The organism is Methanocalculus sp., assembly GCF_030651615.1.
Classification (GTDB): Archaea; Halobacteriota; Methanomicrobia; order Methanomicrobiales; family Methanocorpusculaceae; genus Methanocalculus.
Genome location: NZ_JAUSCG010000223.1, coordinates 1 through 12,291 on the forward strand (window position 1 = coordinate 1; position 12,291 = coordinate 12,291).

The window sequence follows — 12,291 nt, forward strand, 5'->3', positions numbered from 1 at the left end:
TCGGTATCCTTTGGATCGAGGCGCATCAGATAGATCCGATCATTATTGGCACCATATTGAATGAGGCTCTCTCCCATCCTGATGACAGGATCACTCCTCTTCATCATCCCTCCGGGCGATCCGTTCAGAGTCTGTTGGCACAAGTGCCGTCGTCTCATCATAGTCAGAGAGGAGGCGGGCGATCCCGACAACATGCTGCTCTTCTCCACCCGAAAGATTCAGCTGGAGCGAACATTCCTTGCAGTTTCGGTCACAGAAGATCGAGGTATAATGATCCGGTTCCTGATAGGTTGTGATCACCCCTTCATAGTTTCTCAGGATCACCTTGTTCGTTGAGTATGAGATGAGGTAGGTCGGCATCACCGGTATCTTTCCTCCGCCTCCGGGTGCATCGATGACGTAGGTGGGAACTGCAAACCCACTTGTATGACCGATCAGGTTCTCGATGATCTCAATCCCCTTTCCGACCGGTGTCCTGAAATGCGAGAGCCCTTCTGAGAGGTCGCACTGGTACAGATAGTAGGGACGAACCCGGTTCTTCACAAGTTTCTGGACAAGTGCCTTCATGATCCTCGGGCAGTCATTGACGCCTGCCAGGAGAACCGACTGGTTGCCAAGCGGTATACCTCCATCAGCGAGTTTTGCAAGCGCCTGTTCTGAAGTGGGTGTTATCTCCTGCGGATGGTTGAAGTGTGTATTCAGCCAGATCGGCTGGTGTTTTTTGAGAACGGTGACGAGAGCATCGGTGATCCTGAAGGGAAGGACAACCGGGGTTCTGCTCCCGATCCTGATCACCTCAACATGCGGGATCTGCCTGAGTTGCGTTAACAGACGATCGAGCAGATCGTCGGGGAGCATCAGGGGATCACCTCCGGAGAGGAGGACATCCCGAACCTCAGGGTGATCACGGATGTACGCAATCCCTGCCTCCATCTCTTCCCACGTCGGGATACGATCCCGGTCACCGACCCTCCGTTTCCGTGTGCAGTGGCGGCAGTACATCGCACAGACATTTGAGACGAGGAAGAGGACACGGTCAGGATAACGGTGGGTGATCCCGGGAACCGGGCTGTCGCTCTCTTCCGCAAGGGGATCTTCCAGCTCACAGCTTTCAATGATCAGTTCATCCGGAGAAGGAACCGCCTGCCGGTACACCGGATCATTTGCATAATCATCTGTTTTAATGAGGGAGAGGTAATAAGGGGTGACTGCAAGGGGAAACTTATCGATCGTCTCCACAAGCCTTCTTCGTTCATCTTCAGGGAAATTAATCCCAAGCACCCTCTCAAGTGTTGTGAGATCCCGTACCGTATGAGCGACCTGCCACTTCCAGTCTCTCCATCCCGGAGCATTGACCCCGATATCGTCATACTCCTCATCGGCTTCTGCTCTATCTGAAAAAACTTTCATAATAAATTCAACTCTCTATAACTATTGGGTACCATCTTCCTTAAAGATCACCCAAAAATGATTATAAATAACTATTTTGGAAAATAGAGAACAAATTAAATGAATTTGTAGGATACATATAAATATAATAACATTATCAGAGGGGAGAACACTGAGGACGGGCCGATCAGAGGGCAGAACGATGATAATAATACATTCCAACCAAAAATATTCGAATAATTTATATTTTAAGAGAGGAGAGACGGGAGATCATAAGGTTGATATGAGGAGAGATCCATCCATCCTGTATGCCAGAAGAACAGGGTGAATCGCTGATCGGTCGTGTGATCATGCCGCGTGATATGGTCACCTATCAGGAGGGGACAGTCGTCAGCAAAATGGTGATGATGAGCAGGGAGGGAACAGTCACACTCTTTGCTTTTGACAAAGACCATGGACTCTCTGAACATACTGCTCCGTTTGACGCACTCGCATTTGCACTTGATGGAGAGGCTGAGATCACAATAGCAGGAGTTCCCCATCATATCCGTGAGGGTGAGATGATCATCATGCCAGCAACTATTCCACATGCGGTATCACCGATCTCACGTTTCAAGATGATGCTCATCATGATCCATGCCAAGAAGAAGGGAGAAGAGACCGGGCCGGAAGAAAAAGATACTAAGAAGGCGGAGAAGAAGGCGAAGAAGAAAGCAAAAAAGGCAGATAAAAAGAAGAAGAGATAAGCAAAAGAGAGGAAGATCAAAAGACGACCAGAACCGTTTATACCGCACAGGAGCAATAAAATACTAATGATCACCGTTGGACTGCTAGGGTGCGGCAATATCGGGCACATCATCGCAAAGAATCAGAAAGGATTTTCAATTACAGCAGTCTATGACCAGATCCAGAAGAGGGCTGATGAACTCGCGTCAGCCTCCGGGGCTCTTGCCTTCACCGACTTCACCTCATTTTTAACAGCTGATTTTGAGATCGTTGTAGAAGCTGCATCTGTTGCAGCCGCGCATGAGTATGGAGAGGCGGTTCTTCGATCAGGCAGAAATATCGTCGTGATGAGTGTCGGGGCATTATCTGATGCATCTTTCTGCGACTCTCTGGTTTCGATCGCCCGTGAGATGGGGAAAAAGATCTACATACCTTCAGGTGCAGTGATGGGACTTGACAATATCAAAGTCGGTCAGATCTCGGGGATCACGAACTTCCTCCTCAGGACGACAAAGAGTCCTGCATCGCTGCGGATCGAATCGACAGAACGCAGGATGATCTTCTCTGGAAAGGCTAACGAATGTATCAGGAATTATCCAAAGAACGTGAATGTCTCAGAAGCACTCACACTCGCTGCAGGCCGCGAAGTTGATGTCGAACTCTGGGTTGATCCCGATGAGGATAGAAATACCCACGAGATCTTCATCGAAGGCGAGTTTGGAGATGCATATATCCGTGTGAGAAATGTTCCAAGCCCGGACAATCCGTCAACAAGCTATCTTGCGGCCCTTTCGATACTGACACTCCTTCACAATCTTGATAACCCATTGGTGATCGGAACATGATGATCAATGCTGAGATACAACAACTTAAAAAAGAGAAGAACGCCCTCATACTCGCTCATAACTACCAGATGCCTGAGATACAGGATGTTGCGGATCTTGTTGGAGACAGCCTTGAACTTGCAGTTAAAGCTGCTGTTGCAGAAGAGCCTGTTCTGATCGTCTGCGGTGTTTTATTCATGGCCGAAACAGCCAAACTCCTCTCACCTGAGAAGACGGTGCTGATCCCGGTCCGGGATGCCGGATGTCCGCTCGCCGATCACCTGACACCAGAGATGGTTATCGAAGCCAGAAAGAAACATCCCGGCGCCGCCGTCGTCGTCTATGTCAACTCAACTGCGGCTGTCAAAGCCGTCGCAGACATCACCTGCACCTCGGCAAATGTAGCAGCAGTCGTGAGATCACTTCCTGAAGAGACGATCCTCTTTGGACCGGATGCAAACCTCGCATCATATGTTCAGAGACAGGTCCCGGATAAGGTGATCATCCCCCTTCCGCCGGAAGGGCACTGTTATGTCCATACTGCTTTCACCGCTGAAGAGATTGCAGAGGCGAAGAAGAGCGGTTGCCGGGTCGTATGCCATCCCGAATGCCAGCCATCGGTGCAGGAGTCAGCTGATCTCATCGCATCGACAGGGGGCATGGTACGCCATGCAGGAGAATCTCGTGAATGGTTCGTCTGCACAGAACGCGATATGGGATACCGGCTCAAAAAACTGTATCCTGATCGGATCTTTCATACCAGTCCGGATGCGGTCTGCAGGGATATGAAGAAGATTACCCTAATTGACCTCCTCCGATCACTCCGGGAAGGTGTCTACGAGGTTCACATTCCAATTGAGATCGCCATTCCCGCACGAAGAGCAGTGGAACGGATGATCGCGATACGAGGATAACCGATATGATCCCAGTCGATGCACTCCGTAGGTTCCTTGCAGAAGATCTCCCATTTGGAGATGTTACAACTGATGCGATCATTCCTGCAACCGTAGGGAGAGCAGGAATATTCGCACGTGAAACCGGAGTGATTGCAGGGATTGAGGAGGGAATCTTCCTCTTCGGAGAGTGCGGAGTAGAGGTGCATTCACTTACGCAGGACGGAGCCTGGGTGGACCCGGGTCAACAGATCCTTGATCTCATTGGCCCGGTTCATGGGATTCTTCAGGCAGAAAGAACCGTCCTGAATATCATGGGGAGGATGTCGGGGATCGCCACTGCTACAAGAAGATTCAGAGCCCTCGTCAGTTCAGCGATACCCGGGGCACGGGTTGCCGGAACACGAAAGACTGCACCGGGTCTTCGGATCTTTGACAAAAAAGCGATCATCCTCGGTGGTGGAGATCCTCACCGGTACTCCCTCTCTGATGCTGTTCTTATCAAGGACAATCACCTCGCCCTTGTCGGGATTGAAGAGGCGATCAGACGGGCAAGGATCTTCTCCCGGTATAAGATCATCGAAATAGAGGTGGAGACACCAGAAGATGCGATCACCGCCGCTTCCGCCGGAGCTGATATCCTCCTCCTTGACAATATGGACCCGGAAACGGTCAGGAAGACGCTCCTGCTTCTTGTTTCATCCGGTCTCCGTGAGCGGATCGCAGTCGAGCTTTCAGGGGGTATCACCCCTGATAATGCCGGATCATATGCCGGTTGTAACATCGATCTCGTCTCATCCGGCTGGCTCACCCATTCCGTTAAAAACTTCGATCTGAGCCTTGACATAAAGAAGGCTGAAAAGGTCGTCAAATTATAACATTGACTACCCCCCTCTTTTGAACACGTGCCAGTTCACTTATAAAAGATACCACCATACACCTTGATCAAAGGGGGTATCATCAGTTGCACCGGGACAATATTTCCAGACTTCTCAGAGAGAGAGACTGGACGGGACTCCAGCAGTATGCGCAATCTCTCTCAAAGAGCGAGTGCAGGGATCTCTTCTCTGAGATGGAAGATACCGATTATACGATATTCTTCCGTCTTCTTGACAAAGATACGGCACTTGATGTCTTCGAGTCACTTGATCCGGACCACCAGGCACGGCTGATCGGTCTGATGGAAGATCCCGAGACCCTCCGGCTGATCGAAGGTCTTGATCCTGATGATCAGATCAGGCTCTTTGAAGAGCTTCCGGCGAAGATGGCAAAACGGATTCTTGCCGGAATGGAACCGGGCGATGCAGCAACCGTCAACACGCTCCTCGGCTACCCCGTCGGGAGTGCCGGACGTTTCATGACGTCCCGTTATCTGGCTGTCCGTGAAGATGCAACCGTCGGCGAGGTCCTCCAGAATCTTCATGCAAGCCCGCTCCGGCCTGATGAGATGGGTGTCATCTATGTCATCAGTTCGGGGAGGGTCTACCGCGGTCATCTCAGTCTCGGAAGCCTCCTTAAGACACGTACAGAGGTCAGAATCGGAGATCTGGCAGACGAACCCGGAATCTTTGTCAGGACAACAGATCCCCGTATCAGATCAGCGGAACTTGTTGCTGAACATGATCTCCCTGCCATCGCAGTCCTTGACGGAGAGGATCGGCTTGTCGGATCGATCACCTTCGACGACGCGATGGATCTCTTTGAGGAGGAGGGGACAGAGGATTTCCATAAGATCGGATCGGTCCGTGATATCGGGATGAATGTCAGGGATGCAACAGTCGGTCTCCTCTATCGCAAACGAATCCCCTGGCTTCTGGTGCTTGTGCTGATGAACATCTTCTCAGGGGCCGGCATCGCATATTTTGAAGATACCATTGCAGCCACCATCGCACTTGTATTCTTCCTTCCACTCTTAATTGACAGCGGAGGAAATGCCGGGTCACAGTCTGCAACGCTGATGGTCAGGTCACTTGCAACCGGGGATATCAGGATGCATGACTTCCTTCACCTCATCGGACGGGAGACGATCATCTCAGCCGGACTTGGTGTGACACTGGCCTTTGCAGTTATCCTCCTCGGCATTGTCAGGGCCGGAATCGATGTTGCAGTCGTCGTCGGCCTCTCGATGGTATTGATCGTCTTCATAGGGTCTCTCATCGGGATGACGCTCCCCTTCCTCCTGACGAAGCTGAAAAGGGATCCGGCAGTGGCAAGCACCCCGCTTGTTACCTCATGTGCCGATATCATCGGGGTGATGATCTACTTCTCAATTGCAACCTGGTATCTCGGAGTTGGAGTATAAGAGAAGAGTATTCATAAACGAAGAGAGCCGGGTGGCTTCATCAATAGAAGATAAAACCGTGTACCGGAGATCCGGCAAAAAAAAGAGTGTTCATCATCCTCATGCGAGGAGGAGGAGTGGGGCAAAGACGAGTGCTACCATCGACATCAGCTTCAGCAGGATGTTAATGGCAGGACCTGAGGTGTCTTTGAATGGGTCGCCGACGGTGTCACCGACGACTGCCGCCTTGTGGGCGGGCGATCCCTTTCCACCAAGGTGGCCCTGTTCGATGTATTTCTTTGCGTTGTCCCATGCACCACCGGCGTTTGCCATGGTGACTGCAAGGAGGAAACCTGCGGTGAGTGACCCGACGAGGAGACCGCCGAGCGCCTCCGGGCCGAGTAATAACCCGACAAGGAGCGGTGCAGCGACGGCAAGGACACCGGGTGCGATCATCTCACGGAGAGCAGAGTTTGTGGATATGGCAATGCAGGACGTATAATCCGGCTCTGCTGTACCTTCCATAAGCCCTTTAATCTCCTTAAACTGACGGCGAACCTCAATAACAATTGCGTATGCAGCCTTTCCAACTGCGGTCATGGTGAGTGCGCAGAAGAGGAACGGCAGCATGGCACCGATCAGCATACCGATGAAGACCACCGGATTGGTTGCATCAATGACATTAACACCGACTGCAAGTGTATATGCAGAGAAGAGTGCAAGTGCGGTCAGCGCTGCTGATCCGATTGCAAAACCCTTTCCTATCGCGGCAGTGGTGTTTCCGACAGCATCAAGGGTATCGGTGATCTCACGGACATGTGGGTCCTGGTGCGACATCTCAGCGATACCACCGGCATTATCTGCAACCGGTCCGTATGCATCAACAGCAAGGGAGATACCGAGTGTCGAGAGCATACCGACTGCGGCAATTGCAATACCATAGAGACCGGCAAAGTGATAGGAGACTCCAATCGCAATAGAGATGAAGATCACCGGAAGAACGGTCGATTCCATTCCCTTTGCAAAACCGGTGATTATGTTTGTCGCAGCTCCTGTTTCACAGGATTTGGCGATTGAGAGTGTTGGTGCCCGATCATACGAGGTATAGTACTCGGTGATGAGACCGATTGCAAAACCTGCGATGAGACCGGCGATGGCAGCAACGAATATGCCAACATACTGTGGTCCGATGAGCGTCGTGACAAGGAAGTAGGTTGCAATCACGACGAGAACGATCGAGACGATCAGACCTTTGTTGAAGGCCATGTGGATTGCACTCGACTCAGTTTTGTTCGTTCTGACGAAGAATGATCCGATGATTGCAGAGATGATACCAAGAGCTGCAATCATCATCGGGAGGAGAACAAGCTGCATCGGGTCAACACCCATATACATCTCGGTCTTCACTGCGGTGATACCAAGGACCATCGCAGCGATGATGGAGCCGACGTAACTTTCATAGAGGTCAGCACCCATACCTGCAACGTCACCGACGTTGTCACCGACATTGTCTGCAATGACTGCCGGGTTTCGTGGGTCATCCTCAGGGATGCCTGCTTCGACTTTGCCGACAAGGTCAGCACCGACATCAGCAGCTTTGGTAAAGATACCTCCGCCGACACGGGCGAAGAGCGCAATTGAGGATGCGCCAAGACCAAATCCGGTCACGGTTGAGAGGACAACATCCTGCGCAAGTCCCATTGAAGAGAGAGCGATATAGGCGATGGAGAGACCAAGAAGTCCAAGGCCGACGACGGCCATACCCATCACTGAGCCGCTTGAGAACGAGACACGGAAAGCCTCTGCAATCCCACGGCGTGCTGCATTGGTTGTTCTCACGTTCGCTGCGGTCGCCGTGTGCATACCAATATATCCGGCTGTTGCGGAGAGGATAGCACCGAGGACGAAACATGCTGCGGTGAGCGGAGAGATTCCAACTGCTAAAACGATCGCGAGAACGACGACGAATATTGCAATCGCACGGTACTGGCGGTTCAGATAGACCATGGCGCCGAGATGGATGGCGGCGGCGATCTTCTGCATCGCCTCTGTCCCTGTGCCCTCTTTCTTAACCATAAGGAAAGAGTAGCCTGCAAATGCAAGGCCGATAAGGGCGCAGAGAGGCGCTAAATAGATGAGATCCATAGTTCAGGTACCTCCATATGTTCGGAATGCCTTCCATAGAAGAAGGTACGAAGAGCATAAATAGCATATGGAAATTGATTGGGGGATACGTCTATCAACGAAACGTTATTCGGTACACTTCACCATGGCGCGCAAAAATAATGATCAGAGTGACTGAAGGATCATCCCGAAGGTCTCTGCCTGAGACTGGTATTGTGCCATCATCTTCGCCGTGATGACGGGTGTCAGGAACGGATCAAGCTCCATCGCCTTCATGTAGTCCATTGATGCTTTCTGGTACGCACCTGACGCTTCAGACGATAACCGGGTGCCGGAACCCATGATATCCTTTGACCCTTTCATCTCCCTCATCTCCGCTTCGTACTTCGTTGTGATGAAGAGATATGCGTCACCCCGGTACATTCGCGCATGTGCACTCTCCGGATTCTCTTCGACGAGACGATCGAGATCACGGATCGCTTCAGTGTATCTCCCCTGTGACAGGAGGGAGACTGCCCGTGTATGGAGAGCAGCAGGATCCTCCGGAGATACTTCCAGGGCTTTATTGAAGGAGGCTTCAGCTCCGGCGGTATCACCCGCCTTCAGAAGAGCGCGGCCCTGACCGACCAGGAATACAGGATTTGTCGGATCGAGTGCAGCGGCAGACTGGAATATCTCCGCAGCCTCGTCGTATTCTCCCATTTTATAGAGAGCATCTCCTTTCTTATGCAGGATCTGCGTATCAGTTTCATTGAATGAAAGGGCATATGAGTAACAGGAAGAAGCGATACCTGTCTGATTCATTGAGTGGAAACCATCTCCGAAGAGGGTTAATGCACCGACTGCCACAGAGTCGACACCGGTTGGAAGTGGAAGAGGAACCGGTTGTACGATGAATACGATGATAATGATGAGAAACAGAAGAACCAGATGGTACAGCTTCATTATATGGAGAACTATAGCACATAATAATATTTTAAGGTACCCATTCATTTCCATCACAGAAAGAACGTTGATATGAAATAAAAAGGTAAAGAAGTGTCAGATGGTCATTTATTATGAAGAATAAAAATCGCAGATCTTCGGCTCCATACTCTCAAGGTCAACGATAACTGCCTGCCCCGGAGTCGGGTTGATATTCATCTGCTTCTGGAATGCCGTCTGGGATTGCCATGCTCCGGCATTCACCGCAAGAACTCCCCGGTACCTGGAGATCCCGGTAATATGAACATGACCAGTGTGGAGAATCTCAGGGACGGGATCGATAAGGAGACGATCCTTCTCCATTGCAAGTACCGGTGTTCTTCTTCCATAGGTAGGGGCAAGATGGCGCCGCTTCAGCATCGCTTCCATCATCTCTGCCGGAGCTTCGTATCGTGCACCCGGGATCATGCCAATGAGATCATCGATGCTCCTGCCATGATACATCAGCACCCGTGCGCCATGAATGGAGATAACCGCCGGGTTCTCCACGAATATACAGTTTTTTGAGTACATGGAACGGAACTCTTCAGGGATAACCGGCTGCGGCTCTGCACCCCTTACCACATCATGGTTCCCTGGTGCAAGTACGATTCTGAGGCGGGAGGGAAGTGTTGAGAGCATCTCACCCAGACGGTCATACTGCTCATAGATATTTGGAATGGTAAGCTCCTTCTCCTGGCCGGGATAGATGCCGATGCCATCAACGAGATCCCCGGCGACCAGAAGATAGGTAATATCGTCTTCTGAAGAGATCCAGTCACAGAACCGGTCCCAGGGCTCCTGAAGGAATGTGTCCGATCCTATATGAATATCAGAGATCAACGCCACCTTTCCGGAGTTCTTTGGGCTGTAGGGGGCATGCTGCACCGGAACATCGGGTCGGAAGAGTTGATCGGCATAGAAGAGCTTTCCATCAGGGGACGGTTTTCCTCTGACTCCTATCACCTCATCCGGCACGATTCGCTCAGCTTCAGCAAATCCATCTCTGCCATTATTAAAGAGGATGGGGATTGTTCCTGTCGGATCTTCCAGTTCAAGGATACGATGACCCTTTGCAGTCGTCTTCAGATCAATGACGATACCAACAACTGTTACTTCACTGTCACGGAACCGTGAAGAGTGTGTCAGCGCCTCAATAGGGATCGCGCCGGACCGTTTTTTTATGATACCGCCGAGGATATCGTATCGGTTACGAAAGAGCCCTACATAATCTTCAATCTGCCGGACAGGACCGGCTGATCCCTCCATTCCTTCGATCACTTCAAGGATGGTGTCAGCAGTAAACCGGATTCCATCGCGTTTTGGGGTGAGTGAGGGGAGATGGCAGGGGAGGACGACGGTGCAGTCTTTCTGAAGACCTGCCAGGATACCTGAGATGAGTGAGGGATCACCCCGCTCCTTAAGGTAGGAGACAACAGCCGGATCAACAAGATGGCCTGCCTCACAAAATCTGGCTACGATCTCCTGCTCTGCGAGCATAGAGAGTATATGGAATCTCTGATCCAATTATACCTGCGATCCTTCATCTCTGCATTGATAAACAGAAGGTAGTTTCAAACGAATGATCCGGGCGTTCGTTCTTCTGAAAAAACATTCATGATGCCAGCAAGGGCAACAGGCATACAAGATGAAAATGATGGTTTTTCCATGCATTTTCATATAAATGAGATGTCGTTTTAAATCGTATCAATGAAGAGGCCGATTCTCCGGGTTGCCTCTTCGAGATCCTCACGGGATACGGCATATGCACATCTGACATGGCCTACACCTGATGGGCCAAAAGCACTTCCCGGAGCAACTGCGACCTGGTGTTCGAGCAGGAGACGTTCAGCAAACTCCTCATCTGAAAGGCCTGTGGATTCAATTGAAGGGAATGCATAAAATGCGCCTTTTGGGAGGTGACATGGGAGACCGATTCTGTTTAACCCGGAGACAAACAGATTTCTTCGCATCCTGAACTCAGCAACCATCCGGTCTTTTGCCTCTTCTGCCCGTTTTAATGCTTCTACCGCAGCATATTGGGACATCGTCGGGGCGCAGAGCATCACATACTGATGAATCTTCAGGGCGGCTGCGGTGATCTCCGGCGGTGCACAGAAGTATCCGACACGCCATCCCGTCATCGAATAGGCTTTCGAGAACCCGTTTAAGGTGATCGTCCGCTCCCAGAGGTCATCCAGTGAGGCGGGTGAGACATGGCGACCTTCATACGTGAGTTCGGCATAGATCTCATCAGATAAGAGGAGGAGATCATGATCGACGATGATGTCACTGATTGCCATGATATCCTCCCTTCTCATAACACCACCTGTCGGATTATTCGGGTAGTTGATCATCAGGAGTTTCGTCTTCTTCGTCACCTGCTCCATCAGTGCATCAGGCGTCACCCGGAACTCCTCGTCTGCCGGGCAGGGGAGTGATACAGGAATACCTCCGGCAAGTGTGACACAGGGCGCATATGAGACATAACAGGGATCAGCAACAAGTACCTCGTCTCCCGGATCAACAACGGTCCTGACCGCAAGATCGAGCCCTTCGGATACACCGCCGGTGACGATGATCTCGTTCTCTGGATCATAACTTGTTCCGTACCGGGAGATCAGATCTGAAGAGATGAGGTCACGAAGCTCCTGAAGTCCCTTGTTTGAGGTATAGGCAGTTGCTCCACGCTCAACAGAATCTATCCCTGCAACAGCGACGTTCCATGGCGTATTGAAGTCAGGTTCACCCACACCAAGTGAGATCACATCGTTCATCGTAAGGAGGAGATCGAAGAACTTCCGGATGCCTGAAGGGGGAATCGTCTGTGCACGCTGTGAGACATAGCTCTTCAGCGGGAGATTGAGTTTCTCTTCAGAAACTGTATGGGAGACGTTCAACCCCTTCACTTCTCTGTAACTCACAGCCATGCTCCTTGTAGGTCTTCATTACAATATGTGTCACCGTCTCCCGGATATTTTCGAGTGAGGCGATCTGACCGGATACAAACTCTGCTATCTCCTGCATCGTCTTTCCGGTGACAATGAGCTGGAGGTCATAGGTTCCTGTGACGAGACGAAGAGACTTCACC

Annotated in this window: 11 protein-coding genes; 5 read left to right on the plus strand and 6 right to left on the minus strand. The window is 51.1% G+C overall.

Annotated features, from left to right (window positions below; translation table 11 throughout):
* Nucleotides 1-90: 90 nt before the first annotated feature.
* Nucleotides 91-1,410 carry a lysine 2,3-aminomutase gene (gene ablA, locus Q7V06_RS09355; protein ID WP_304840873.1) on the minus strand — a complete coding sequence of 440 codons (1,320 nt, stop codon included), beginning with the start codon at nucleotides 1,408-1,410 and terminating at the stop codon, nucleotides 91-93.
* 287 nt (nucleotides 1,411-1,697) lie between these two features.
* Here ablA and Q7V06_RS09360 point away from each other — a divergent pair, with 287 nt between their 5' ends.
* The 5 genes from Q7V06_RS09360 to mgtE all read left to right on the plus strand — a co-directional run bounded on the left by Q7V06_RS09360 (nucleotide 1,698) and on the right by mgtE (nucleotide 6,134).
* The gene (locus tag Q7V06_RS09360) at nucleotides 1,698-2,135 is read left to right on the plus strand and encodes a cupin domain-containing protein (RefSeq protein WP_370650843.1); all 438 of its coding nucleotides are present in this window, start codon (nucleotides 1,698-1,700) and stop codon (nucleotides 2,133-2,135) included.
* Nucleotides 2,136-2,201: 66 nt separating this feature from the next.
* Complete coding sequence (nadX, locus tag Q7V06_RS09365; RefSeq protein WP_304840875.1) at nucleotides 2,202-2,960, plus strand: aspartate dehydrogenase; 759 nt, start codon at nucleotides 2,202-2,204, stop codon at nucleotides 2,958-2,960.
* Nucleotides 2,957-3,853 (plus strand): quinolinate synthase NadA, encoded by an 897-nt coding sequence (nadA, locus tag Q7V06_RS09370; protein WP_304840877.1) that lies wholly within the window; start codon nucleotides 2,957-2,959, stop codon nucleotides 3,851-3,853. Before nadX ends, nadA begins: the two co-directional genes overlap by 4 nt.
* Before the next feature lie 5 nt (nucleotides 3,854-3,858).
* Nucleotides 3,859-4,710 (plus strand): carboxylating nicotinate-nucleotide diphosphorylase, encoded by an 852-nt coding sequence (nadC, locus tag Q7V06_RS09375; RefSeq protein ID WP_304840879.1) that lies wholly within the window; start codon nucleotides 3,859-3,861, stop codon nucleotides 4,708-4,710.
* A gap of 86 nt (nucleotides 4,711-4,796) precedes the next feature.
* On the plus strand, nucleotides 4,797-6,134 hold the full coding sequence (mgtE, locus tag Q7V06_RS09380; RefSeq protein ID WP_304840881.1) for a magnesium transporter: 1,338 nt from the start codon (nucleotides 4,797-4,799) through the stop codon (nucleotides 6,132-6,134).
* 99 nt (nucleotides 6,135-6,233) lie between these two features.
* On the opposite strand, the gene Q7V06_RS09385 is transcribed toward mgtE, so the two are convergent.
* From Q7V06_RS09385 to Q7V06_RS09405, 5 genes are all read right to left on the minus strand, one after another.
* Nucleotides 6,234-8,258, minus strand: coding sequence for a sodium-translocating pyrophosphatase (locus Q7V06_RS09385; protein WP_304840883.1), 2,025 nt, complete (start codon nucleotides 8,256-8,258; stop codon nucleotides 6,234-6,236).
* 144 nt (nucleotides 8,259-8,402) lie between these two features.
* A complete protein-coding gene (locus tag Q7V06_RS09390; protein WP_304840885.1) occupies nucleotides 8,403-9,182 on the minus strand; it encodes a tetratricopeptide repeat protein in 780 nt (259 codons plus the stop codon).
* A gap of 111 nt (nucleotides 9,183-9,293) precedes the next feature.
* Entirely contained in the window at nucleotides 9,294-10,700 is a 1,407-nt protein-coding gene (locus Q7V06_RS09395) for a DNA-directed DNA polymerase II small subunit (protein ID WP_304840887.1), read from the minus strand.
* A 197-nt stretch (nucleotides 10,701-10,897) separates the two neighbouring features.
* Nucleotides 10,898-12,055: an aminotransferase class I/II-fold pyridoxal phosphate-dependent enzyme gene (locus Q7V06_RS09400; protein ID WP_304840891.1), complete on the minus strand. Its 1,158-nt coding sequence runs from the start codon at nucleotides 12,053-12,055 to the stop codon at nucleotides 10,898-10,900.
* A 19-nt stretch (nucleotides 12,056-12,074) separates the two neighbouring features.
* The coding region (locus tag Q7V06_RS09405; protein WP_304840889.1) for an Lrp/AsnC ligand binding domain-containing protein at nucleotides 12,075-12,291 on the minus strand (217 nt) is incomplete at its 5' end.

Coding starts and splice junctions, on each gene's coding strand:
- Q7V06_RS09390 (WP_304840885.1), bottom strand. CDS start 9,182: ATGAAGCTGTACCATCTGGTTCTTCTGTTTCTCATCATTATCATCGTA.
- nadA (WP_304840877.1), top strand. CDS start 2,957: ATGATGATCAATGCTGAGATACAACAACTTAAAAAAGAGAAGAACGCC.
- Q7V06_RS09395 (WP_304840887.1), bottom strand. CDS start 10,700: ATGCTCGCAGAGCAGGAGATCGTAGCCAGATTTTGTGAGGCAGGCCAT.
- nadX (WP_304840875.1), top strand. CDS start 2,202: ATGATCACCGTTGGACTGCTAGGGTGCGGCAATATCGGGCACATCATC.
- Q7V06_RS09385 (WP_304840883.1), bottom strand. CDS start 8,258: ATGGATCTCATCTATTTAGCGCCTCTCTGCGCCCTTATCGGCCTTGCA.
- ablA (WP_304840873.1), bottom strand. CDS start 1,410: ATGAAAGTTTTTTCAGATAGAGCAGAAGCCGATGAGGAGTATGACGAT.
- Q7V06_RS09360 (WP_370650843.1), top strand. CDS start 1,698: ATGCCAGAAGAACAGGGTGAATCGCTGATCGGTCGTGTGATCATGCCG.
- nadC (WP_304840879.1), top strand. CDS start 3,859: ATGATCCCAGTCGATGCACTCCGTAGGTTCCTTGCAGAAGATCTCCCA.